Source organism: Streptomyces sp. 11x1 (genome assembly GCF_032598905.1).
Lineage (GTDB): Bacteria > Actinomycetota > Actinomycetes > Streptomycetales > Streptomycetaceae > Streptomyces.
The window spans coordinates 2,366,124-2,391,037 of record NZ_CP122458.1; the positions used below are offsets into that span (position 1 = coordinate 2,366,124).

General features: G+C 72.1%; 20 protein-coding genes. 14 read left to right on the top strand and 6 right to left on the bottom strand.

Features of this window, described 5'->3' with window-relative positions:
* Nucleotides 1-147: 147 nt before the first annotated feature.
* From P8T65_RS10525 to P8T65_RS10535, 3 genes are all read left to right on the top strand, one after another.
* Nucleotides 148-3,486, top strand: a complete 3,339-nt coding sequence (locus P8T65_RS10525; RefSeq protein ID WP_316725161.1) for a BTAD domain-containing putative transcriptional regulator — start codon at nt 148-150, stop codon at nt 3,484-3,486.
* Complete coding sequence (locus tag P8T65_RS10530; protein WP_316725162.1) at nt 3,483-5,525, top strand: AfsR/SARP family transcriptional regulator; 2,043 nt, start codon at nt 3,483-3,485, stop codon at nt 5,523-5,525. The genes P8T65_RS10525 and P8T65_RS10530 overlap by 4 nt, the downstream gene beginning before the upstream one ends.
* A 114-nt stretch (nt 5,526-5,639) precedes the next feature.
* The gene (locus P8T65_RS10535; protein ID WP_316725163.1) at nt 5,640-6,647 is read left to right on the top strand and encodes a helix-turn-helix domain-containing protein; all 1,008 of its coding nucleotides are present in this window, start codon (nt 5,640-5,642) and stop codon (nt 6,645-6,647) included.
* Here P8T65_RS10535 and P8T65_RS10540 read toward each other — a convergent pair.
* Nucleotides 6,608-7,294, bottom strand: coding sequence for a hydrolase (locus tag P8T65_RS10540; protein ID WP_316725164.1), 687 nt, complete (start codon nt 7,292-7,294; stop codon nt 6,608-6,610). The two genes, P8T65_RS10535 and P8T65_RS10540, sit on opposite strands and share 40 nt — an antisense overlap.
* 339 nt (nt 7,295-7,633) lie before the next feature.
* Between P8T65_RS10540 and P8T65_RS10545 the strand changes: the two genes are divergently transcribed.
* From P8T65_RS10545 to P8T65_RS10555, 3 genes are all read left to right on the top strand, one after another.
* Nucleotides 7,634-8,605, top strand: coding sequence for an alpha/beta hydrolase (locus P8T65_RS10545; protein WP_316725165.1), 972 nt, complete (start codon nt 7,634-7,636; stop codon nt 8,603-8,605).
* Nucleotides 8,606-8,753: 148 nt separating this feature from the next.
* The gene (locus tag P8T65_RS10550; RefSeq protein WP_184900579.1) at nt 8,754-9,470 is read left to right on the top strand and encodes an alpha/beta fold hydrolase; all 717 of its coding nucleotides are present in this window, start codon (nt 8,754-8,756) and stop codon (nt 9,468-9,470) included.
* A 517-nt stretch (nt 9,471-9,987) separates the two neighbouring features.
* Entirely contained in the window at nt 9,988-11,421 is a 1,434-nt protein-coding gene (locus P8T65_RS10555; RefSeq protein WP_316725166.1) for a pyridine nucleotide-disulfide oxidoreductase, read from the top strand.
* Between the two features lie 81 nt (nt 11,422-11,502).
* Here P8T65_RS10555 and P8T65_RS10560 read toward each other — a convergent pair whose 3' ends face one another.
* The 5 genes from P8T65_RS10560 to P8T65_RS10580 form a co-directional block, all read right to left on the bottom strand.
* On the bottom strand, nt 11,503-12,768 hold the full coding sequence (locus P8T65_RS10560) for an MAB_1171c family putative transporter (RefSeq protein ID WP_316725167.1): 1,266 nt from the start codon (nt 12,766-12,768) through the stop codon (nt 11,503-11,505).
* Nucleotides 12,769-12,856: 88 nt separating this feature from the next.
* Nucleotides 12,857-13,264, bottom strand: a complete 408-nt coding sequence (gene msrB / locus P8T65_RS10565; RefSeq protein ID WP_184900575.1) for a peptide-methionine (R)-S-oxide reductase MsrB — start codon at nt 13,262-13,264, stop codon at nt 12,857-12,859.
* Between the two features lie 13 nt (nt 13,265-13,277).
* Nucleotides 13,278-14,663: a UDP-N-acetylmuramate--L-alanine ligase gene (murC, locus tag P8T65_RS10570; protein ID WP_316725168.1), complete on the bottom strand. Its 1,386-nt coding sequence runs from the start codon at nt 14,661-14,663 to the stop codon at nt 13,278-13,280.
* Nucleotides 14,664-14,857: 194 nt separating this feature from the next.
* Nucleotides 14,858-15,313, bottom strand: a complete 456-nt coding sequence (locus P8T65_RS10575) for an indole-3-glycerol phosphate synthase (RefSeq protein WP_316725169.1) — start codon at nt 15,311-15,313, stop codon at nt 14,858-14,860.
* A gap of 142 nt (nt 15,314-15,455) precedes the next feature.
* Nucleotides 15,456-16,376, bottom strand: coding sequence for a pyrimidine reductase family protein (locus tag P8T65_RS10580; protein ID WP_316725170.1), 921 nt, complete (start codon nt 16,374-16,376; stop codon nt 15,456-15,458).
* Here P8T65_RS10580 and zapE point away from each other — a divergent pair.
* From zapE to P8T65_RS10625, 8 genes are all read left to right on the top strand, one after another.
* Nucleotides 16,375-17,517 (top strand): cell division protein ZapE, encoded by a 1,143-nt coding sequence (zapE, locus tag P8T65_RS10585; RefSeq protein WP_399098683.1) that lies wholly within the window; start codon nt 16,375-16,377, stop codon nt 17,515-17,517. The two genes, P8T65_RS10580 and zapE, sit on opposite strands and share 2 nt — an antisense overlap.
* A 713-nt stretch (nt 17,518-18,230) precedes the next feature.
* Nucleotides 18,231-18,809, top strand: a complete 579-nt coding sequence (locus tag P8T65_RS10595; RefSeq protein ID WP_230213161.1) for a carbonic anhydrase — start codon at nt 18,231-18,233, stop codon at nt 18,807-18,809.
* Between the two features lie 20 nt (nt 18,810-18,829).
* Nucleotides 18,830-20,344 carry a SulP family inorganic anion transporter gene (locus P8T65_RS10600; RefSeq protein ID WP_316725173.1) on the top strand — a complete coding sequence of 505 codons (1,515 nt, stop codon included), beginning with the start codon at nt 18,830-18,832 and terminating at the stop codon, nt 20,342-20,344.
* A gap of 371 nt (nt 20,345-20,715) precedes the next feature.
* Complete coding sequence (locus P8T65_RS10605; RefSeq protein ID WP_316725174.1) at nt 20,716-21,639, top strand: slipin family protein; 924 nt, start codon at nt 20,716-20,718, stop codon at nt 21,637-21,639.
* A gap of 55 nt (nt 21,640-21,694) precedes the next feature.
* Nucleotides 21,695-23,059 carry a PhoX family protein gene (locus P8T65_RS10610; RefSeq protein ID WP_316731541.1) on the top strand — a complete coding sequence of 455 codons (1,365 nt, stop codon included), beginning with the start codon at nt 21,695-21,697 and terminating at the stop codon, nt 23,057-23,059.
* Nucleotides 23,060-23,098: 39 nt separating this feature from the next.
* On the top strand, nt 23,099-23,716 hold the full coding sequence (locus tag P8T65_RS10615; protein WP_316725175.1) for a hypothetical protein: 618 nt from the start codon (nt 23,099-23,101) through the stop codon (nt 23,714-23,716).
* Nucleotides 23,717-23,845: 129 nt separating this feature from the next.
* Nucleotides 23,846-24,667, top strand: a complete 822-nt coding sequence (locus P8T65_RS10620) for a helix-turn-helix transcriptional regulator (RefSeq protein ID WP_316725176.1) — start codon at nt 23,846-23,848, stop codon at nt 24,665-24,667.
* Complete coding sequence (locus tag P8T65_RS10625) at nt 24,664-24,876, top strand: DUF397 domain-containing protein (RefSeq protein ID WP_184900559.1); 213 nt, start codon at nt 24,664-24,666, stop codon at nt 24,874-24,876. The genes P8T65_RS10620 and P8T65_RS10625 overlap by 4 nt, the downstream gene beginning before the upstream one ends.
* The last annotated feature ends 38 nt before the right edge of the window (nt 24,877-24,914 follow it).

Consider the following 24,914-nt stretch of genomic DNA (forward strand, 5'->3'; position numbering starts at 1 on the left):
CGCGAGTGTGGCAAGCGCTTTCCACGGGAGTCAAGGGTCGAGTCGAAGCCGGAACTCTCGTGCAACTCTAGGTAACTCGCGGCCTCACGTATGGTCATGGGGCGCGAGAAAGAAAAGATACGAGATACGAGATATCGGGAGGGGCAGTTGGCGCTGGAGCCGGTCCGGTTCGCGGTGCTGGGGTCGGTCCGCGTGGAGCGGGCGGGGGTGGAACCGGCACTGGGCCCTCCTCAAGAGCGGGCGCTGCTGGGGCTGTTGCTCGTGCGGGCGGGACAGCCGGTCACGGTGAGTGAGATCGTCGACGTGCTGTGGGGCGGTCGACCGCCGGCCAGCGCGGTGAACGTGGTCCGCCGTCATGTGGGGTCGCTGCGGCGACTGTTGGAGCCGGGGCTGCCCAACCGTGCCGCCGGGCGGTGGCTGATACGGGACGCCGGCGGATACCGGCTCCTGGTCGACGCCGACTCCCTCGATCTGCTGCGGTTCCGCGAACTGCGGGACGAGGCCCGTCGGGTCGCGGCCGACCCGCGTGGGTCGGCGGCACGCGTCGTGGAACTGCTCACGGATGCCCTGGCACTGTGGCGGGGACCGGCCGGAGTCGGGCTGCCCGCCGAGGTCCGGGAGCGCGCCGGTTTCGCGGCGGTCGACCGTGAACGGACGGTGGCCGTGCGGGAGGCGGCCGACGCGGCGCTCCGGGCCGGCACCCCGGCCGTCGTACTGCCCCTGCTCCAGGAGGCCGTGCGCGACGCACCGCTGGACGAACCGCTGCTGGCCCGACTCGTCCGCACGCTGGCCGCCACCGGGTACGAGGAGCGGGCGCTGAGCACCTATCGGGCCGCCCGCGCGAAGCTCGCCGAGGAGTTGGGCATCGACCCGGGGCCCGAACTCCGCGACGCACACCGGGCCGTCCTGGACGGCACCGGGCTGGTCGAGGGCACGTCGTACGTGGGACCTCGGCGGGAGGAGGCGTCGTACGGCGGCCGTCGGCGTGCCGGGGGCGGGGACGCGGACGGTCCGCACGCCGCTGCGCGGCCGGAGGACGAGCCCGGCGAGGAGGTGCCACGCGAAGGCGACGGTCAGAACAACTCCGTTGCGCACGGCGGTAGTTCGCCGAAGGCAGCTCCCCCTTCCTCCGGCGCCGAGGGCGCCGCCGCCCTCACCGGCCCCCAGCCGTCGCCCTCCCCCGCACCCGTGGCCCAGGCCCCCACCCCAGTCCCAGCCGCGCCCCCGACCCAGACGCCGACCTCGACCTCGGCCCCACAGACGGCCCCGACCACCGTCCCCGCCCAACTCCCCCACGATCTACCGACATTCACCGGCCGTCGCGCCGAGCTGGACCAGGTCCTGGCACTCCTCACGGGGGACGGCGACAGCGGTACCGACAGCGACAGAACCGCCGACAGTGACAACGGTACCGACAGCGGGGGCGGCGCCGGCGGCGACAGCGGCACCGGCGGTGGTCACGCGCACCCCGCCGGCACCGTCGTGATCAGCGCCATCGGCGGGATGGCCGGCATCGGGAAGACCACGCTCGCCGTGCACTGGGCCCATCGGGTCGCGGACCGTTTCCCGGACGGGCAGCTCTACGTCAACCTCAGGGGGTTCGCGCCCTCGGGCGGGGTGATGAGCGCCGGGGAAGCCGTGCGGATCTTCCTCGACGCGTTGGGCGTACCGCCGGAACGCGTGCCGCACGGTGTCGACGCCCAGGCGGCGCTGTACCGGGGCCTGTTGGCGGGACGGCGGTTCCTGGTACTGCTGGACAACGCCCGCGACACCGAGCAGGTACGGCCGTTGCTGCCCGGGACGCCCGGCTGCCTGACCATCGTGACCAGCCGCAACCAGCTCACGGGCCTGGTCTCCGCGCACGGCGCGCACACGCTGGCGTTGCGTCCGCTGGACGCCACGCAGGCCCGGTCGTTCCTCGAACGCAGGCTGGGGGCCGGGCGCCTCGCGGGCGAGACACGGGCGGCGGCGGAGATCGCGGCACTGTGCGGAGGACTGCCGCTGGCGCTGGCCTGTGTCGCGGCACGGGCCGCCACGCACCCGGACTTCCCGCTGTCGGCGATCGCGGCGGAGCTGCGCGCGGCGCACGGCAGTCTGGACGCGTTCAGCCGGACGGACGCGGCCGCGAACGTCGGGGCGGTGTTCTCGTGGTCGTTGGGAGCAGTGTCGGCCGAGGCGGCGCTCCTCTTCCCGCTGCTCGCGCTGCATCCCGGCCCGGACTTCTCGGCGGCGGCGACGGCGTCGCTCGCCCGGCTGTCCGTGCGCCGCGCCCGGTCGCTCCTCGCCGAACTGGCCGACGTCCACCTCGTGGGTGAGCCCGCGCCAGGCCGTTACGCCCTGCACGACCTGCTGCGGGCCCACGCGACCGAACTCCTGGAGGAGCAGCACCCGACCGAACTCTCGGAGGCACCTCACCCGGCCGGACACCCGGAGGTACCTCACCAGGCCGTGCAGTCGGAGGAAGATGCCCAGGCCGGGCACCCGGCGGACACGCGGGAGGCGGCCACCGAGCGACTGTACGCGTACTACCTGCACACCGCGCACGCCGCCGAGCCGCTGCTCGCCCCGCACGCGGATCCCATGCCGCCGGGTCCGCCGCCGCCCGGCGTCCGCGCCGAACCGCTGGCCGACCATCCGCAGGCGCTGGCCTGGCTGACGGCCGAGTACCCGACGCTGCTGGCCGTCGTCGGGGCGGCGGCCAGGTCCGGCCGCGACCAGGTGGCGTGCCTGCTCGCCTGGTCGCTGGAGCCGTACTTCGACCGGCGAGGGCACTGGCACGACTGGACGACCGTCCAACGGATCGCGCTCGACGCGGCGCTGCGGACGGCGGACCCCGTGTGGGAGGCCAGGGGTCTGCGCGCGCTGGCCCGGGCGGAGAGCCGGCTCGGTCTGCACGGGTCGGCCCGGCTCCGTCTGGACCGCGCGCTGGCGCTCTTCACCGACGCGGGCGACACCGTCGGGCGGGCCGACACCCATCGCAGCCTCGGCTGGACCCACGACCAGGAGGGGGACCTGCCCGGCGCCCTCCGTCACAACCGGCTGGCCATGGAGCTCTTCCGGGACAGCGGCCGCCGCGCCGCGTACGCGAGCGTCCTCAACTCCGTCGGCTGGTACCACGCGCTGCTCGGCGAGCACCAGGAGGCGCTGAGCCACTGCCATCGGGCCCTGGCCCTGCTCCAGGAACTCGGCGACCGCTACGGCGAGGCCGCGACCTGGCACACCATCGCGTACGCCCACCACCACCTGGGGCGCCACCCGAACGCCCTCCTCGGCTACGGCCACGCGCTCGCCCTCTACCGGGAGTTGGGTGTGCCCTACCTGGAGGCCTGCACGCTCGTCCACATCGGTGACACCCATGCCGCGATGGGCGACCACGCCGGCGCCTTCGAGGTACGGCAGCAGGCTCTCACCGTCCTCATCACCCTCGGCCACCCGGACGCCGACCAGGTCCGGGCCCTGCTCACCACGAGCGAGCGCACCACGTGACCGACGCCGTGCGACACCGCCCCCTCGGCCCACAGGCCGGATCGCTGAGGTTCGACGTGCTGGGGCCGCTCCGGGTGCGTCGAGGTGAGGAGGAACTCGACCTCGGATTCCCCCAACAGCGAGCGTTGCTCGGCCTGTTGGTCGTACGCGTGGGCCAAGTGGTGCCTTTGCATGACGCGGTCGACGTCCTGTGGCCGCGACGGGCGCCGACGAGTGCGCGGAACGTGGTGCGCCGGTACGCCGGTTCGCTGCGGCGCCTGCTCGAACCCGGGCTGCCGCCCCGCGCACCCGGACGGCGATTGCTGCGCCGCGCCGGGGGCTATCTGCTGGAGGCCGACGAGGACGCCGTCGACCTGCTGCGTTTCCGCGCGCTCACCAATCGGGGCAAGCGGGCCGCGGCCACCGGGCGGTCGGAGGCTGCGGCGGGGTACTTCGTGGACGCGCTGCGCGAGTGGCGGGGGCCGGTGGCCAGAGGGATCCCGGCCGCCGTCCGGGAGCATGCCGTGTTCGGCGAAGTGGAACGCGAGTTGCTCCGCACGACCAGGATGGCCGCCGACGCGGCGCTCCTGTGCGGGAGGAGCGAGCAGGTGCTGCCCCGACTGCGCCAGGCCCTCGAACTGGACCCCCTGGACGAGTCGTTGCACGCCGCGCTCGTCATGGCCCTGGCCGCGTCGGGTCTCCAGGCGGAGGCACTGGCCGCCTACGAGCGCGTACGACGCCTGCTGGCCGAGGAGTTGGGCGTGACACCGGGCACGCACCTGACCTCGGCCCACACGAGGATGCTCCGACAGGAGTGGACCACGCCAGACCGGCCTCCGCCTCACTCCCCCACACCTCCACCACCTACCACGCAGCCTGAACCGCCCGCCCCACCATGGTCGGCAGCCGGATCGCCGCCGGCCGATCCGGACGTACCACTCACGCGACTGCCGCCCCCTCCCCCCGTCTTCGTCGGCAGACGGGCAGAACTCCGTCGTCTGGCGGAACTCACGGCCGTTGAGGAGACCGGCGAGGAAACCACACGACCGGCCGGACCTTCCGGAAGGGCGCCGACCACCGTGCTGATCAGCGGGATGCCCGGGATCGGCAAGACGGCACTCGCGGTGCGCTGGGCACACACGGTCGCCGAGCGCTTCCCGGACGGCCGACTCCACCTCGGGCTGCGGGGCTTCGACCCGGTGGAGCCCCCGCTGGAGCCGGCCGCGGCACTGCGCGCGCTCCTCACCGCGCTCGGGGTGCCGCCCGCGCGTCTGCCGAGCGGCACGGACTCGCTCGCCGGGCTGTACCGGAGCCTGCTGACCGGCCGGCGCCTGCTGGTGGTGCTGGACGACGCGGCCGACACCGAGCAGGTACGGCCGCTGCTGCCCGCGTCGCCCGGCTCGCTGACCCTGGTCACCAGCCGCAACGGCCTCTCCGGCCTCATCGCTTCGGGCGCCCACCCCCTCCGCCTGGACCTGCCGCCGACAGCGGACGCCCGAACCGCCTTGACGGCCCACCTCGGCCCCACCGGCCCACCGGCCGGACCGGAACCGGAGACGGAGACGGGGGCGGGGGCGGAGGCGGAGGCGGAGGCGGTCGACGAGATCGTGAGCCGGTGCGGCCGACTGCCACTCGCCCTGGCAATCATCGCGGCCCGCGCCACCCACCGGCCGCGCCCTTCCCCCGAATCCGCACCCGTCCTCCCCCTCGCGAACCTCACGAACCTCGTCGCCGAACTACGACAAACCCCGCGCGGACTCGACGCGTTCATCTCACCCGGCGGCACACCCGACCTCCGCGCCGTCCTCACCCGCTCCTACCGTCGCCTACCGCCGGAGCACGCCCGCCTGTTCCGTCTGCTGTCCCTGCACCCGGGCCCCGATCTGGACGCCGAGACGGCGGCGGCTCTGGCCGGACTCCCGATCCGGTCGGCCCGGCAGATCCTTGACGGCCTGGCCGACGCGCACCTCGTCGTAGAACGCACGCCCGGCCGCTACACCCAGCACGAGCTGCTGCGCGCCCTCTCCGCCGAGTTGACCGACGCGTACGGCAGTCCCTAGCAACCGGTGCCGACCGCCGTCACTTCACGGTCACTCTTTTTTCACATCCCCCTTCCTAGGCTCCGGGTGAAGTCACTGCACGGTGTGCTCGAACGGCCTTGGAGGTAGGCACAGATGACGAGGTCCGACATCGGCACCATCGCCCCGACCAGTCTCCGCACCATCACCCCGGCGGGTCTCCGCATCAGCATCCTCGGCGGGAACGCCGCCGAGCTGCCCGGGGAGGGACGGCCGGAAGCCGGGGCGTACCGGCTGACCGCGCGGGCCGGGGGCACGTACCTGTTCGTGGGGCTGCGCGGGACCCGGGAGCCGTCGGCCGCCCGGATCCCGGACCTCTCGCTCCACCCGGGCGACATCTGCTTCTACGACGCGAACCACCCGCCGTTGCTGGACTTCCCCGAGCACTGCCGCCTCAAGGTCTTCCTGGTCGCGCGCGAGGAGCTCGGGCTGGAGGACGGCGGCGACGACCTGCGGCGCGTCGTCGCGCAACCGGTGGCCCGGTCCACCCGGCTGGGAACCCTGCTGTCGCCGTTCCTGTCCGAGCTGGCCGACACGGCGGTCTCGGCGATCTCGGCGGAGCCCCCGGTCGGCGAGATGCTCGCCCGGAACGCCGTGAACCTGTTGGCCACGCTGGCAGCGGAGCAGTTGGGCCGGGCCCGCACCGGTGCGCAAGGCGGCGACCGGGGGGACACACCGGTCGGCCGTTCGCCGCTGATGGCGCGAGTCCTGCGGTACATCGACGCGCATCTCGCCGACGCGGACCTGTCGCCCGAGGTGATCGCGGGGGCCCACCACATCTCGGTGCGCTATCTGCACCGGCTCTTCCAGGACGAGGGGATGTCCGTGGGCCGCTGGGTCCAGCGCCGCCGCCTGGAGGAGTGCCGGCGCGACCTCGTGCTCGGCGTCCGCAACCGCCGGACCATCGCCTCGGTCGCCGGCCGCTGGGGCTTCCTCAGCGCGACCCACTTCAGCCGGGTGTTCCGGGCGGCGTACGGCATGTCGCCGAGCGAGTGGCGGGACTCGGCGGGGCACACGGCTCCACGACCGTTAGCCCCGCCCGCGCCGACGGGACCGGACCTGGCTCAGCCCGCCGCGTGCTCGCCGATGACGGCCTGGGCGTAGACGATCCCGAGGCCGTAGGCGCCACCGTGCTCCTTGACCACCTCGGTGGTGGGCCCGTACGTCTCCGTACGGGCCCAGTCGCGCTGGAACTCCAGGAGCACCTGCACCCAGGTGACCGGTACGGCGCCGGCCTGGATCATCCGCTGCACGGCGTGCTCGTGGGCCTGCGGGCTGACACCGCCGGACGCGTCGGTGACGACGTAGACCTCATAGCCCTGGGCGAGTGCGGACAGGGCGGGCATGACCACGCAGACCTCGGTCCACAGACCGGCGATGACGAGTTTCCGGCGGCCCGTCGCCTTCACCGCCTCGACGAAGGCGACGTCCTCCCAGGCGTTCATCGTCGTGCGGTCGACGGTCTTGCGGTCGGGGAAGGCGTCCGCGAGCTGCGGGAGGAGCGGCCCGGAGAAGGACTCGGCGGCCACCGTGCTCAGCACCACCGGCACGTCGAAGACCTTGGCGGCCTTGGCCAGCCCCACGGTCGCGTTGATGATCGCGGTGCGGTCACCGCTGCCGGTGCCGAAGAACATCTGCGGCTGGTGGTCCACGAACAGGACCGCGCAGTTGTCGGGGGTGAGCAGGTCGGGACCGGGAGTGGCGGTGACGGCATCGATGTCGATGCCAGTGCCAGTGTCGATGTGAGCCATGGGCATGCCTTCCGAAAAGGGCGTCCGCCGACGCGGATCGCCGGGCGATGCCGGAAAGCTAGGCGGGTCGGTCGTCTCCCCCTGGTCCGGCGGCGCACCTCGTTCGTCCTCACAGCGCACGGGGCCCCGAGACCGCCCATGTCGTGCGCTCCCGGACCGACTTCGGTGCGCTGGCGGGCCATTCCGCGGCCGCCTCCCGGCCTAGCGTGCTGGCCGTGGCGCCGCCCGTGCGACCCACGACCGCGCGCCGCCGGCGTGCGCCACCGAACCGAGCGCAGCCCGTACGACGCCTCGAAGCGAGCGCGCCCGCACGTCATCACGACCCATCGGGAGAACCACATGTCCGACACCCCCGAACCGACCCGCCCGGTCCTGGAACCGGCGGCCGCCGCCTTCGCCGAGGCCACCGCCAACCCGCCCTTCCTCTTCGAACTGCCGCCCGCCGAAGGCCGGAAGGCGGTCGACGAGGTGCAGTCGGGCGAGATCGCAAAGCCGGAGATCGACGAGGAGTGGATCACCGTCTCCGGCGGTCCCACGGGCAGTGTCCGGGCCCGGATCGTCCGGCCCGCCGGGGCCGAGGGCGTCCTGCCCGTGATCCTCTACATCCACGGCGCGGGCTGGGTGTTCGGCAACGCCCACACCCACGACCGGCTGGTGCGCGAGCTGGCCGTGGGCGCGGGGGCCGCGGTCGTCTTCCCCGAGTACGACCTCTCCCCCGAGGCCCGCTACCCGGTCGCCGTCGAGCAGAACTACGCGGTCGCGAAGTGGGTCGTCGAGCAGGGCTCCTCCAAGGACCTGGACGGGGCCCGGCTGGCGGTGGCCGGTGACTCGGTCGGCGGCAACATGACCGCCGCGCTGACCCTGATGGCCAAGCAGCGCGGTGACGTCCCGCTGGTCCAGCAGGTGCTGTTCTACCCGGTGACGGACGCGGCCTTCGACACGGGCTCCTACCACCAGTTCGCCACGGGCTACTTCCTGCGGCGTGACGGCATGCAGTGGTTCTGGGACCAGTACACGACCGACGAGGCCGAGCGCGCGCAGATCACCGCGTCCCCGCTGCGGGCGAGCGCCGACCAGCTCAAGGACCTGCCCCCGGCCCTCGTGATCACCGGTGAGGCCGACGTCCTGCGCGACGAGGGCGAAGCCTACGCGAACAAGCTGCGCGAGGCCGGTGTGGCGGTGACCGCCGTGCGCTTCCAGGGGATCATCCACGACTTCGTCATGCTGAACGCGCTGCGCGAGACCCACGCCGCCGAGGCCGCGATCACCCTGGCCACGACGACCCTGCGCACCGCCCTGCACGCCAAGTAGCCACGCGGTCCGCAGGCCGCGGACCGCAGACCGACTGCCCTCAGCCTCGCAGTCCGACAGCTGCACTGCCCAACTGCCCACGGTCGCCCGGCACACAGCCGACATCACGCGGTCGACCGGTGGGCCCACAGAACGGAGAGACCCTCCCATGTCCCCCACCCCCACCGTCCTCCTCGTGCACGGCGCCTTCGCCGACGCGTCCAGCTGGGCCGGCGTCGTCGAGGAGCTGCGCGGCCAGGACATCCCGGTCCGCGCGCTGGCGAACCCGCTGCGCGGTCTGGCCTCGGACGCCGCGTACGTCGCGTCGGCGGCGGCCCAGGTCGACGGCCCCGTCGTCCTCGTCGGCCACTCCTACGGCGGCGCGATCATCACCGTGGCGGGCACGGCGGAGAACGTCGTCGGCCTGGTCTACGTCGCCGCGTACGTCCCCGAACAGGGCGAGAGCCTCGGCGAGTTGCAGGACCGCTTCCCGCTGTCCCCGCTGGTCGCCAACCTCGACGAACGGACCTACCCCGTCGAGGGCGCGGACCCCGCCGTGGAGGTCACCATCAAGCCCGAGGCGTTCCCCGGCATCTTCGCCGCCGACGTCCCGACCGAGGTCACCGAGATCCTCGCCGTCTCCCAACGCCCGCTCTCGACCTCGGTGTTCACGGAGACGGCCGCCACCGCCGCCTGGCGGACCAAGCCGTCCTGGGCAGTCGTCGCCGACGCGGACGAGGCCATCAACCCCGACGTGCAGCGCTTCGGCGCCAAGCGCGCCGGCGCCACCGTCACCGAACTGGAGGGCGCCTCGCACGCCGTGGCGGTCTCCCGCCCCAAGGAGGTCGCGGCGGTGATCCGCGAGGCGGTACGCGCCACCGCCTGACGAGCGGAACAGCCAGGCCCGCAGAACCAGGGCCCGCCCACGGACACCCGCGGGCGGGCCCTGCCGCACATCGACTCCCCTTGTGCGGAGCACGGTTGGACTGATCTTCTAGGCCCTGTCGTCACATTCCCGCCGTCGCCCGAAGGGCGGCCTGGCGGCGTCGTGGGGGTACCTCCCGGTCGAGCGCAGCCGAGACCGGGGGAGCGTGCTCTCGGCGTGCCGGGCACTGACCCGCGTACCGGACGTACTCGGGTCGGTGCCCGGTGCGTCGAGAAGCACGTGCATGGCGTCGCGGGGCAGGCGGGAATGTGACGACAGGGCCTAGAAGCGTCCTGAAGATCTTGCTCTGGCCGCCCGACTCACCCTGGATTGCCGGTAAACGTCAATCGCCATCAAGTAGGGCAAGCCGGGCGCATTTTCAAGATCTTCAGGACGCTTCCAGGGCCCGCAGCGACACGGGCGCCCGCTGAGGCTTCCGTCGAGTGCGGGCAGGCACAGTCGAGGGCAGGGGGACCCCATGCCGCGTACCGCGGTCGTCATCGGGGCGAGCATGGGCGGCATGCTCGCCGCCGCGGCTCTGGCCCGGTCCGTCGACGAGGTGATCGTGCTGGAGCGCGACGAGCTTCCGGACGAACCCCGACCGCGCCGAGGGCTTCCGCAGGGCCGCCATGCCCACATCCTCCTGCCCAGCGGCCGTGACGCCATCGACGAACTCGTGCCGGGCGGCAAGGTCCGCGAACGGCTGCTGGCGGCGGGTGCCCGGGAGCGCGGTCTCACCTCCGGCCTGGTCGCCCTGGGCCCGCAGGGCTGGTACCGCCGCTCCCGCCACCACGACACCCACCCCCTGCTCATCGCCGGCCGCGACCTGATCGACCGGACCGTACGGGAGGCCGTTCTCGCGAGCACCACCCGCGTCGGCGTCCGGCGCGCCTCGGCCACCGGCCTCCTCGGCACCGCCGAGCGCGTCACCGGCGTCCGGTTCACGGCCGGGGGAGAGCGGAGCGGGGGCACGCGGACGAGCGCACCCGAGGAGCGTCTGCGCGCGGACCTGGTCGTCGACGCGAGCGGACGCGGCACCCGTGTCGAGCACTGGCTCGCGGACCTCGGCATCACGGGCATCCGCAAGGACGTGGTCGACTCCGGGCTCGTCTACGCGACCCGCCTCTACCGCACCCCCGTCGGCGCTGCGGACTTCCCTCCGGCACAGGTGACGGCGGACCCGGCGGGCGGCCGGCCCGGCCGGTCGGGGCTGCTCCTGCCGATCGAGGGCGACCGCTGGCTGGTCAGCCTCGCCGGCACGCGGGGCGGCGAACCCACCGCCTCACCGGAGGACTTCGTCCCCTTCGCCCTGGGCCTGCGCCACCCCCTCGTGGGCCGGCTGATCGCGGGCGCCGAACCCCTGACCGACGTGACCCTCAGCCGCAGCACCCGCAACGAACGCCGCTACTTCGAGAAGTCCGAGCGGTGGCCCGAGGGGCTGGTGGCACTCGGGGACGCCGTCGCCACCTACAACCCGGTCTACGGGCAGGGCATGTCGGTGGCCGCGCTGGGCGCGCGCGAGCTGGGCCGGGAGCTGGACCGGACCGGTGTCGGGGCCGCCGGTCTGGCCCGGCGGGTGCAGCGGGCCGCCGCGAAGGTGGTGAACGCGGCGTGGACCATGTCGGTCGGCCAGGACCAGTGGTTCCCGGGGGTGCGGGGCAAGTCCCCCACGCTCGCCGACCGTCTGCTGTCCGCCTACACCGGCCGCATGACGCGCGTGGCCACCGGTTCGTACCGGGTCTCGGCGGCGATGTGCAGAGTGACCACCCTCCAGGCGGACGCCCTCCACCTGCTCCACCCCACCCTCCTCCTGTCCACGGCCCTGGGCCCGTTGCTCCCCCCGCTGTCAGGCCCGCCTCTCACCCCGAAGGAACGGGACATCCTGAACAACCTCAACACCCCCGCCCGGTAAGGGGCGCGGGGCTGTATCGACATGCGGCTCCGCCGCGTGGGCGCGAGAGGGCCCACCGGCCCGCAGCCGAAGAACAATTCTCTACCAGCCCCTCGCCCGCTCCGCGCGTACCGCCCCCTCGACAACCCCCGCCCGCACCGCCCGAGACATCCGGATCAACGCCGACTGTCCCGTATCCAGCCCCTGCCCCCCGGCCGTCGCACCCGCACCCGCACCCGCAGGCCCCACGTGCCCCCCAGCGATCCCCACGAGCACGTCCAGAGCGGCGAAATCCAAGCCCCCCTGAATGCCTCCCTGACGCGGCCCCCCGACCCGTTCCCGCGTCCCCGCCATCACGGCCACGGCCACCATCGCCGCGTCCCCGATGGCCTCCGCCTCACCCGCACTGGAGCCGAGGGACAGCGCCTGCCGGTAGGCCCGCTCACGGACCGCCTCGTCGAAGTGGACGGACACGTCCCGCAGTCCGTCCCGTATGGCCGTCGTCCGGTGCGTCAGCCGCAGTTCGACGTCGCCGAGGGAACGCCAGGACAGCAGCACGTTCCGCCCGATGCGGCTGGCGCTCCCGGAGCCGACGAGCCGGAACAGCGGCCCGAGCCGCAGGAAGGCGACCAGGCTGTCGACGCGCGGTCCGAGCAGCGGCAGGACATAGCCGGCCGAGGTGAGGACCGCGCCGACGGTGACCAGCATCGGCGCGAGCCGCGTGCTCAGCGGGTCCCAGTGCTGCCCGGTCCAGCGGCCCACGACGGCCACCATCTTGAGCACGCCGTACGCGCTGGTGCACAGCCACCCGACGGCCAGCACGGCCAGAGCCCGCCGTGTCCAGCCGCTGAGCTGGAAGGTCCAGCGCCAGCAGAGGAACGTGGTGGTGAGGGCGGCCGCCAGGTGGGCCACCAGATAGAGGACGATCATCTCGCGGATGAACGGAGTGTCCGCGTAGTAGGTGTCGAAGTCGGCGAGGCGCTCGACGGGCGCGTCCCCGACGGCGAAGAGTGCCGTCTGCGCCGCGATGACCACGGCATAGGCGAGCAGCCACCGGCGGGAGACCCGTCGCAGCCGGGCGGGGTCGTCGGCACCCCGCCAGTGCACGATCAGTACGAGGGACGCGGCGGAGAAGGCGTTCACCGCGCCGTAGGCGAGGCAGGCGGCGGCGTTGGGGACGCCGACGAGGCGGTTGACGAGGCCGACGGTGGGCGGGGCGCCGAGGGCGAAGCAGAATCCGGCGAGGAAGATCACGGCGCAGAGCGCGCGTTTCATCGGATCACGCCGGTCGCGCCACAGGCTGGGCATCTGGGCGGCGAAGCCGGTCCACAGGGTGGCGGCCGCCAGAAAGTACACCAGTCCGTTCACGGTAGGCCCCCCGGCTCGGTCCGAGAGACCTCTCGCGTCAACACCCTTCACACAGTAGTCACGTAGTCAACCCCGGTACCGCCTACGATCAGCTCTCGTCGGCGGTCAGCCTCAGCGAGATGCTGTTGATGCAGTACCGCTGGTCGGTGGGGGTGGCGTACCCCTCACCCTCGAAGACGTGCCCGAGGTGCGACCCGCACCGGGCGCACCGCACCTCCGTGCGCACCATCCCGTGCGACCGGTCCTGCAGCAGCTCCACCGCGTCGCTGTCCTTCGGGTCGTAGAAGGACGGCCAGCCGCAGTGCGACTCGAACTTCGTGTCGGAGGTGAAGAGTTCGGCACCGCAGGCGCGACAGGAGTAGACGCCCTTGGTCTTGGTGTCGGTGTACTCACCGACGAACGCGGGCTCCGTGCCGGCCTGCCGCAGCACGGCGTACTCGGCCGGCGTCAGCTCCGCACGCCACTGCTCGTCCGGCTTCTCGACGTCGTACGACATGCACCTCAGCCCCTCAGCTCGAAAGACGGTCCAGGATCCGCGGGCCCAGGTCCGTCACATCACCCGCGCCCATGGTGAGAACGAGATCACCGGGCCTCGCCATTCCCGCGATCGCGGCGGGCACCTCGGCCTTGTCGTGCAGGGCGGTGACGTCCGCGCCCGCGGTCCGGGCCGCGTCGATGATCAGCTCGCTGGTGACCCCCGGGATCGGGTCCTCGCGGGCCGGGTAGATGTCGAGGACGACCGACGCGTCCGCGAGCGCCAGGGACTGCCCCATCTCGGTGCCCAGTTCCTGGGTGCGGGAGAACAGGTGCGGCTGGAAGACGACCAGGATCCGCGCGTCCCCGGCGGCGGCCCGCATGGCCTCCAGGTCGGCGGTCATCTCGGTCGGGTGGTGCGCGTAGGAGTCGATGATCTGTACGCCCCGCGCCTCGCCCTTCAGCTGCAGGCGCCGCTTCACACCGGTGTACGCCGCCAGCGCGGGCGCCAGCGCGTCCGCCGGTACACCGAGCGCGACACCGGCCGCGAGCGCGGCGACGGCGTTGTGGGCGTAGTGCCGCCCGGGCACGGACACCGTGAAGACGATCTCCTGCCCGTCGAGCAGAACGGTGACCTCGCTCTTCAGCCCCTGCGCCACGACCGACAGAACGCGGACGTCCGCGTCCTCGCGCTCGCCGTAGGTCACCGTGCGCACCCCGGACAGCCGGGAGGTCAGTTCCCGCGCGCCCTCGTGGTCGGCGGAGATCACCAGTGTGCCCCCGGGCACGATCTTCCCGGCGAACGTCTCGAAGGACTCGTAGATCTCGTCCATGGACGCGTAGTTGGCGTGGTGGTCGAGCTCCACGTTGAGGACGATCGCCACCTCGGGCGCATACTTGTGGAAGCTCCGGTCGCTCTCGTCGGCCTCGGCGACGAAGATCTCCCCGTCGCCGTGCAGCGCGTTCGACCCGGGTACGTCGAGGTCGCCGCCGATGGCGTACGACGGCCGCAGCCCCAGCTCACCGAGCGACACGGCCAGCATGGACGTCGTCGTGGTCTTGCCGTGCGTCCCGGCGACGGCGATCGGCCGCAGCCCGTCCATCAGCCGGGCGAGCGCGTCCGACCGGTGGACGACAGGGATCCCGAGCTCGGCGGCGCGGGCCAGCTCGGGATTGTCGGCCCGGATCGCCGAGGACACGACCACGCAGGTCGCGTCGTCCGCGAGATGCTCCGCCGCGTGCCCGATGTGCACGGTGGCCCCCAGCGCCCGCAACGCCTGAGCCGTCTCCGACTCCTTGGCATCACTCCCGGCGACCTTCGCCCCTCGCTGCGCGAGGATCTTCGCGATCCCCGACATCCCGGCCCCACCGATCCCGATGAAGTGCGGTCGTTCCATGGCGCTGGGAAGGCCGGGTGCCATGCGTGTTCTCCAGGTGACGTACGAAGCCGACGGACGCCCCCAGCCTATTGCCTGCTGTACGGAGGCCCGTACAGCAGCCGCCCACGGACCGCGCCCCTGGCCGGCGGCGCAGCCAGGGGCGCGGGGAACTGCGCGACCAGCCACGACGCACGCGCACCCGACAGAACACGGCAACCCCTACGGCACCCCCGGCCTCACACCCGAGCATGAGAGAACAACTTCAACACCGGCACCCCCACCTTGTGCCGAGCCCGCGAGGCCCAGTCCCGGTGAAAGAACTCCTCCACGTAATGCGGATCGGTCAGCACCAACACCTCATCGGCCGAGACCTCCTCCACCAGCGACTTCAACGCGTCCAGCGGATGATCCTCGATCAACCGCCCCTGCGCCGTGCTCCCGGCCCCCCGCAGTGCCTGCAAGGACACTTCCAGGGCCCGTTCCCCGGCGTCCATCGCCTGCTCCCCCTCCGGCGTCTCCCCCTCCCGCGCCGCCTCGTCCAGCTCACCGAGGGCGAGGTCGTCGATGGCCCGCAGCAACCGGTCGGCCTGATTTCCGCGCGGCTGGAGCAGCACGTGGAAGGAGGCCCGCTCGTCGCCGTGCAGGGTCGTGACGAACTCGACGTCCGCCGACGTCAGAGCCTTCTCGATCATCAATACGCTCGTGAACGACACCACAGGCGCCCTTCTCCTCGGAGGGCCCCGGGGGCCCTCACTCCTCAGAGTTCTAGTGTGCCCGGCGAAAGCTAAACGGAACGGTAGATTCCGCCCGCTTTCACGTACGACCGACCCACGTTCACGTACGACGGTAACGACCGAACAGGAACCCGGACTCCTCCAACAGCGACACCAGGGCGAAGCGCTTGGGCACCGCCACCGAGGGTCCCCCGGCGATCCGTTGCGCGTCCCCGGCCGTGAGCATCGGCGACACCGTCAGACAGAGCTCGTCGAGGACGTCGGCGGCGACGAGCTGACCCAGGACCCGCGGGCCGCCCTCGGTGAGCAGCCGGGTCAGCCCCAGGTCGGCGAGGGCGCGTACGGCACGGGCCGGGTCGACGCCCATCCCGTCCCCGGCGACCACCACGCGGACCCCCGCCTTCTCGGCGGTGGCGACCCGGTCCGGGGCCGCGGCGGCACCGGTGAGCAGCAGCGTGGGCGTCAGCGGCGAGGTGAACAGCGGCAGCGAGAAGTCCAGGTCAAGGCTCGCGCTCACCACGGCGACGGCGGGCGCGGGCGTCTGTCCGGCCGCCCGGCGCGCCTCGGCGAACGCCTCCCGCGCGCGTGCCGGACGGTACCCCTCCTGCCTTACCGTTTCCGCGCCGACGATCACCACGTCCGCGAGCCCTCGCAGCGTGCCGAAGATCCGCATGTCGGCCTCGCTGGAGATCGGCTGCGAGCGCCCGTCGTGCTGGGCGGCGCCGTCGAGGGTGGACACCATGTTGGCCCGCAGCCAGGGCTCCCGCCCGCCGGGCGCGGGCTCGGGGTAGGCGTACGCGGCCGCCAGTTCGTCGAGGCTCCACTCCCGCTCGACGAGGTCCGACGCCCCGTCCGCCGGTGCCCCGGCCGCCGAGGGCCGGCCGTCGCCCGCGCCCCGCGTCCGGGCGCCCGCCGGGCCCTCACCGCCGACCGCCGTCGGCGCCTCGGCCGCAATCGCCCCACCGGTCGCTTCCGGTGTCCGGGCCGCTGTCTCTTCGGTCACAGGGAACAGGCGTCGCATGTCGTGCAGTGTGGCACGACCCTTAGACTCGGTAACCGTGTCGTCGTCCTCAGCCACCGTGTCCGGATTCGGTTCGATACCCGAAGCGGCTCCCGCGTCCCTGTGCACCCGCGAGCCCCATGTCCCCGCGGACCGGCTCGTCGCCGAGATGGTGCCGCCGCCCCGCTTCGACTCGGTGCGCTTCGACACCTACATCCCGGACCCGAACCAGCCCAGCCAGACCGAGGCCGTCCGTGTCCTGAGCGGTTTCGCGGCGGGGCTCGGCGGCGCGCACGCGACCGGCGCCGGCCGACGCGGCTTCTTCGGCCTCGGCAAGGCGAAGGCCAAGGTCCCGGCGGGCCCCCGCGGCGTCTATCTGGACGGCGGATACGGCGTCGGCAAGACGCACCTGCTCGCCTCCCTCTGGCACGCCACCCCGGCCGAGCCCTCCCTGAAGGCCTTCGGCACGTTCGTGGAGCTGACGAACCTGGTCGGCGCCCTCGGTTTCCAGAAGACGGTCCAGACCCTCTCCGGGCACCGCCTGCTGTGCATCGACGAGTTCGAGCTGGACGACCCGGGCGACACGGTCCTGGTGTCGACCCTGCTCGGCAAGCTGGTCGTCGCGGGCGTGGCACTGGCCGCCACCTCGAACACACTGCCGGGCAAGCTCGGCGAGGGCCGGTTCGCGTCGGTCGACTTCCTGCGCGAGATCCAGGGCCTGTCGGCCCACTTCCGCTCCCTGCGCATCGACGGCGAGGACTACCGCCACCGCGGTCTGCCCGAGGCCCCGGCTCCGTACTCCGACGAGGAGGTCACCAAGGCGGCGTACGCCACCGAGGGCGCCTCGCTCGACGACTTCCCGCACCTGCTGGGCCACCTCGCGCGCGTCCACCCCAGCCGGTACGGCGCCCTGACGGACGGTCTGAAGGCGGTCTGCCTGACGGACGTCGAGCCGGTGCCGGACCAGTCCACGGCGCTGCGGCTGGTGGTGCTCGCCGACCGGCTGTACGACCGCGAGGTACCCGTGCTCGCGTCCGGGCTGCCCTTCGACCGGCTGTTCAGCGAGGAGATGCTGAACGGCGGCTACCGCAAGAAGTACTTCCGCGCCATCTCCCGCCTCACCGCCCTCGCGCGCGACGCCGAGCGACTCGTGAAGCACTGAGCGCACCACCAACGGCCGTAGCCCGACCCAGCGGAACTCCCCCAGGTCAAGGGCTGTTTCCAGCCAACCCGCCCTCGCTTTTCAGGCTCTCTTCAGCTCGCAACGTTAAGTTAACCCTGCAAACAACTTTGCAGGGTTAACGTGTTTCTTGACCAGTGGTTGACCATCGGTTGACCAAGTCGAGCAAGTGTCGACGCATGGGAGACACCCGGAACTGCCAGCGAGGAGGCTCATATTGCGAGGTGCGACGACCCGGACCGTCCTTTCGGCCCTAGCCGCCGTCCTGCTCACCCTGGCGTTCTTCGCTCCCACCACATCCTTCGCAGCCGCGCACACACCTGGTCACGCCAAGGCCAAAGCCGAGCCCGGAAACACCCCCACCGCGAAGCCGTTGCGTGACACCGCGGCCACCCACCGCACATGCGCACCCTCACAGGACCCGACCGGTCCACATCGCACACGCGACCGGCATCGCCTCACCACGCACACCGTTCCCGAAACGCCCGCGCGTCCGCCGCTGGGGGAGAACCCGGCGGCCGCGAGCTCACCCGAACGGCCCTCGGCCCCGCACCACCGGGCGTCGAGACCCCTCACGGCCCACACCCCGGCCGCTCTCCAGGTCTTCCGCTGCTGAGCCGCGGAGCGCCTGTTCCCCCCACTCTGTCGTGCAAGCCCGACGCGCCACGAGGCGCGCCAGGAGGAGTCACCACATCATGCAGCCCCTCATCGACAACGCCCGTACGTTCGGACAGCGCCCTGAGGAGTTCGCCAGGCTGGCCGAAGGCCAGTCCCCCGAGGTCCTGTTCATCACCTGCTCCGACTCGCGGGTCGTCCCGGCCCTGATCACGGGCGCCCGCCCCGGCGAGCTCTTCGAACTGCGCACCGCCGGGAATATCGTCCCCCCGTACACCGCCGACCGCCCCACCGGCGAGACGGCCACCATCGAGTACGCCGTGGAGGTCCTCGGCGTCACCGACATCGTGGTCTGCGGACACTCGCACTGCGGCGCCGTGGGCGCCCTGGTGCGCGGCGACGACCTGGACGCCGTACCGGCCGTACGCGACTGGCTGACCAGCGCCACCCCCCGCCCGGCAGGGGCGGTCGAGGACCCGACGGTCGCCGACGGCGTGCAGAACCACGTCCTCAGCCAGCTGCTGCGCCTGCGCTCCTACCCGTGCGTGGAGAAGCGCCTCGCGGACGGTCGGCTGCGGTTGCGCGGCTGGTACTACGAGGTCCACACGGGTGCCGTGCGCGAACACCGCGTGGACTCCGACAAGTTCGAGACCCTGTGACCGGCGGCCAGGTGTCCGAGGTGAACTCCCCGACCTCTCCCCCGTCCCCGTCCTCCAGGTTTCCCCATCTGCGACAGGACTTCGGCGCCTCGCTCGTCGTGTTCCTGGTCGCCCTCCCGCTGTGCGTCGGCGTCGCCGTCGCCTCCGGGGTACCGGCCGAACTCGGCCTGGTCACCGGCATCGTGGGCGGCATCGTCGCCGGAATGATGCCCGGCAGCAGCCTCCAGGTCTCCGGCCCCGCCGCCGGTCTGACCGTGCTGGTCTTCGAGGCGGTCCGCCAGTTCGGGCTGCCCGCCCTCGGAGTCATCGTGCTCGCCGCCGGTCTGCTCCAACTCGCCATGGGCACGCTGAAGCTGGGCCGTTGGTTCCGGGCGATATCCGTCTCCGTCGTCGAGGGCATGCTCGCCGGCATCGGCCTGGTGATCATCGCCGGCCAGCTCTACGCGGCGGCCGGCCTGAAGGCCCCCGCCTCCGGCATCGACAAGATCGCGGACCTGCCCGGCGCCTTCGTCGATGCCGTCGGCAGCACCACCGCGCTCGCCTCGCTGGCGGTCGGCGCGGGCACCATCGCCGCGATGGTGCTGTGGAAGCGCCTGCCGAAGAAGGTCCAGCTCGTGCCCGGCGCGCTCGCCGCGGTCCTGCTGGCCACCGGCGCCAGTCTGGCCTTCAGCCTCCCGGTGGCGAACGTCGAGGTGAAGGGCCTGCTGGACGTGATCCAGCCGCCCGGCCCGGACGCCTTCGGCCGGCTCGCCGACGTGGCCCTTCTCGGCACGATCCTCGCCTTCACCCTCATCGCCTCCGCCGAGAGCCTCTTCAGCGCGGCGGCCGTGGACCGGATGCACGACGGTCCGCGCACCGAGTACGACAAGGAGCTGATCGCCCAGGGCGCCGGCAACACCGTGTGCGGGCTGCTGGGCGCGCTGCCGATGACGGCGGTGATCGTGCGCAGCTCCGCCAACCTCCAGGCGGGTGCGAAGACGAAGGCGTCCCGCGTCCTGCACGGCGTCTGGCTGCTGCTCTTCGTGGCCGCGCTGCCGGGGGCGCTCGCGCTGATCCCGCTGCCGGCCCTGGCCGGCATCCTCGTCCACGCGGGCTGGAAACTGATCCCCTTCCGGGGGGTCGTCTCCCTGTGGCGCGGCCACCGGGGCGAGGCGCTGATCCTGGTCGCCACGGCCGTGGCGATCGTCGCGGTCAACATGTTCGAGGGCGTGCTGATCGGTCTGGCCCTCTCCGTGGCCAAGACTGCCTGGGATGCCTCTCACATCAAGCTGGAGGTCATAGACAAGGGCGCCGGCCCGGTCCAGGCCTACCTCTCCGGCAACGCGACCTTCCTCCGCCTGCCGAAGATACTGGACGACCTGGAGTCCCTCCCACAGGACCGCCCGGTGGAACTCCACCTCACCGGCCTCCACCACCTGGACCACGCCTGCCGCACCGCCCTGGAGAACTGGGCGGCCCGCCACAGCGCGACGGGTACGGAACCGGTACGCATGACAGTCCCAGAACCAGAAAAGGCCACGTCAGCCACACCCTGACCCAGCCAGCCCCCGGTGCCCCGGCCTGACGGCCGGGGCGCCGACTCGTCCCCCACACACTCGCCCTCCCCACAAACTCCGCCCCGCCCCCTCCACAAACTCCGACCGGCTCACCCCGCCTGCGGACTCCGGCCCGCCCCCTCCACAAGCTCCGACCGGCTCACCCCGTCTGCGGGCAATCGTGCCGCTGGGGCGGCACGGGTGGGCGCAGGCGGCACCCTGTAAGCGCGGCAAGCGACTCCCACCCCCGCCCGACCCCAGCGCCGGAGCACTTCCAGCCCCGCCCCGCTCCCGACCGACAGTCGCCCCACCCCCCGCCTCCGACATATCGTGGTACTCGCACACACACCGGACGACTCAAGGGGGTCGTCATGGTCGAGACGCTGCTCATCACCGCCGCGGCGATCGGCTCCGCCGCGGTCGTCTACGTCGCCGCCGCCGCCCGAGTCGTCAAGCAGTACGAGCGAGGCGTGGTCTTCCGCCTGGGCCGACTGCGCGGCGCCCCCAGAACCCCCGGCTTCACCATGGTCGTCCCCGGCCTCGACCACATCCGCAAGGTCAACATGCAGATCGTGACGATGCCGGTCCCGGCCCAGGAGGGCATCACCCGCGACAACGTCACCGTCCGTGTCGACGCGGTCGTCTACTTCAAGGTCGTCGACCCGGCGAACGCGGTCGTACGGGTCGAGGACTACCGCTTCGCCGTCTCCCAGATGGCCCAGACCTCCCTGCGCTCCATCATCGGCAAGAGCGACCTCGACGACCTCCTCTCCAACCGCGAGAAGCTCAACCAGGGCCTGGAACTGATGATCGACAGCCCCGCCGTGGAGTGGGGCGTCACCATCGACCGCGTCGAGATCAAGGACGTCTCCCTCCCCGACACCATGAAACGCTCCATGGCCCGCCAGGCCGAGGCCGACCGGGAACGCCGCGCCCGCATCATCAACGCGGACGCGGAACTGCAGGCGTCGAGAAAGCTGGCCGAGGCGGCGAAGGAGATGGCCGACACCCCCTCCGCCCTCCAACTCCGCCTGCTGCAGACGGTGGTGGCGGTGGCCGCCGAGAAGAACTCCACCCTGGTCCTGCCCTTCCCCGTGGAACTCCTCCGCTTCCTGGAACGCTCCCAGGCGGGCCCCTCGCCGACCCCCCCCCCCCCCCCCCCCGCCCTCGCGCCCTCAGACCCCTCCCCCACCTCCCTCCGCCCCACCTTTCCCACCCCCTCCGACCGAGTGACACGAAGGACGACTCCGCGCTCGACCTCTACGCGCGTGGTTCACGTGGCGCTGACCACGTGATACACACGGGCGGGTCACATCCTGTCCGCCAGCAGGAAGGTTGTCCCCCGTGTCAGTGACCCGCCGTCAGGCCCTCGCCCGCTCGGGCGCCGGTATCGCAGGCATCGCGTTCACCGGAGCCCTCTCCGAGCTCTTCGTCGGCACGGCCACCGCGCAGAGCACCCTCGGCCACTCCGGCTACGGCCCCCTGATCCCCGACCCGAACGGCCTGCTCGACCTGCCGAAAGGTTTCCGCTATCGGATCCTCTCCCGTGAGGGCGACCCCCTCAGGTCGGGCGAGGGCCCGGTGCCCAGCAACCACGACGGCATGTCCGCCTTCCCCGGCAGACACGGCCGTGTCCACCTCGTCCGCAACCACGAGAACCGCCACAACGGCCGTATCCCGGTCCCCACGATCCAGGGCCTCACCTACGACCCGGCGGCCAAGGGCGGCTGTACGTCCCTCACGATCGACGCCCGGGGCAAGGTGCTCTCGGAGCAGGTCGCCATCGCCGGCACGGCGGTCAACTGCGCGGGCGGGCCCACCCCTTGGGGCACCTGGCTGACCTGCGAGGAGAACGAGGACAAGGCCGGCACCAACGGCTACACCAAGGACCACGGCTTCATCTTCGAGGTCGATGCGGCCGACCCGCGGCGCTCGGGAGCCGTGCCCCTCACCGCGATGGGCCGCTTCCAGCACGAGGCGATCGCGGTGGACCCGCAGCGGGGAGTCGTCTACGAGACGGAGGACGCCTTCGAGCGCCCCTTCGGCCTCTTCTACCGCTTCCTCCCCAACAAGCCCAAGGGCGGCCTCGGTTCACTGCGCGCGGGCGGCCGACTGCAGGCGATGCGCGTCCCGGGCGTCCCCGACCTCTCCCCCGTCCAAGAGCCCGGCGCCTGCTTCGACGGCATCGAATGGGTCGACGTCCCCGACCCCCTGGCCGCCCAGACCGCCATCCGCCACCAGGACTTCGGCCCCAAGGGCATCACCCACGCCCAGAAGCTGGAAGGCTGCTACTGGGGCGGTCGCTGCGTCTACTTCGTCTCCTCCTTCGCCCGCAGCTCGGACGGCTCGGCCGCCGACCACTACGGCCAGATCTGGCGTTACGACCCCGACCACCGCACCCTGACCCTGGTCATCGCCTTCGGCCCCGACACCGACCTCCAACTCCCCGGCGAATCCCCGGACAACATCTGCCTCGCCCCCTCCGGCGGCCTCATGGTCTGCGAGGACGGCAACGGCGCCCAGCACGTCTACGGCGTCACGCGCCGCGGCGAGGTCTACGCCATGGCCCGCAACGCCCAGGACATCGGCACCCCCGAAGAGCCCGAATGGGGCGAGTTCGCGGGCGTCACCTTCTCCCCCGACGGCGACACGATGTACGTCAACTGCTACACCCCGGGCACGACCTTCGCGGTCACGGGGCCGTGGCGCCGCTGACGACACCCGCCGGCTCGTCCCACCCCGCATGCTGAAGAGGTGACGCACTCCGAAAATGAGGACCGGGAGCAGCAGGCGGCTGTCAGTCGTCTGCTGCTGTACTACCTGAACGCTCCCCTCTCCGAAGGCTGCCGCCTGCTCGGCGTGCTGCCCGCCCCGGGCGCCGTCCGGATCGCCGTCCGCGCCGGCGACGACGAGGACGGCATCACCTTCCTCTACGAGATCCCCCACGATGTCGTGGCCCCCGCGTACATCCCCGGCATCCTGCGCACCACTCTGGCCGGAACCCAGCTCTACAGCAGCGACGACATCGGCGACGTCATGGGGATGACGCTGATCCGCCTCCGCCCGGAGCGGATCACCTCCGCCCCCGAGTCCGAGCCGGACCGGGTTCTCGGCGTGCTGCGCGCCCTGTCGGACCCCGGCGACGACGAGGACCCCTTCCTGATCGGCTTCCTGATGCGGGGCGACGGCCTGCTGCGGCTCTACGTGCGGCACCCCGACGGCCGGCGTGTCATCGGCGCCGACATCCGTCTCACCGACGCCCTCACCGCCCTCATCGCCTCACTCGCCTCACTCGTGGAGGAGGAGGAACGGCACCGGCCCAGCCCCGACGACCCGCACTGCGATCTCCTGGTGGACCTCACCGACTGGTAGACGTGGCGCGCGGCCAACATGTACGGCTCCGGGCCGTACACGCCTGTTCGATGGGCAGTACGCGTAACCGTTCGTGACTCTGGGTGAGTTGATCGTGGGGAGATCCGACTCATCTGGAGGTGGCCGAGCATGGGTGTCGACTGGGAGCCGGACCCGTCCGACAGCCTGAAGACGTTCGGGGCGTTCGTGCAGGCGCTGCGCGAGCATCACGGCTTCACGCGGGAGCAGTTCGCTCCGCTGGTGAGCTTCAGCGTGCACACCGTGGCCTCCATCGAGCTGGGCAGGCGGATGGCGGATGAGGTGTTCGTGGAGCGGGCGGATCGTGTGCTGGGCAACACGGGCGCGTTGCTGAGGGCTGCGAAGCACGTCTCGCGACAACCGGGGCTGGCGTCGTGGTTCCGCCGCTGGGCTCAGCTGGAGCGGCACGCGGTGAGCCTGTGCACGTACGAGTGCCGTCTGATCCCAGGACTGCTGCAGACGGAGACGTACGCGCGCGATCTCTTCGGCAACCGTGTCCCGCCGCTCTCCGACACCGAGTTGGAGAGTCGGCTGGCGGCCCGCACGGACAGGCAGCGGCTCCTCCGCGAACGGCCGCACACCACCTTCGACTTCATCATCGAGGAGGCCGTGTTCATGCGGCGCCTGGGTGGGCGGGACGCCACCCGCAGCCTGTTCGACCACGTGCTGTCGGTCGGCGAACTCCGCAACGTCACCCTCCAGATCATGCCTGCGAACAGCACGCACCACGCGGGTCTGGCCGGCCCCATCCGCCTGCTCGAAACCCCGGACGGCAAGCGCTACGCGTACTCCGAGGGGCAGGAGACCGGACGCCTGATCACTGACCGGAAAGACGTCGCCGCACTCGGGATGCGCTATGCGAGACTGCGTTCGCAGGCCCTCTCTCCGCAGGACTCCATGGGCCTGTTGGAGCGAATGCGAGGAGCGCTATGAGCACCGCCGCACCGGCCTGGTTCAAAAGCAGCTACAGCAGCGATCAGGGCGACGACTGCGTAGAAGTCGCCCCCCTCCCCTCCGCCGTCCGCGTCCGGGACTCCACGCGGCCCGGCGGGCCCGCGCTCACCCTCTCCGCCGCCGCCTGGGCCCCCTTCATCGCCCAGGCGGGTGACTTCGGTGCGGACTCCCCCGCGTTGGGCAGTTGAAACGACTGTCCGCTGACCCCATCGCCGTACTTTCGTGC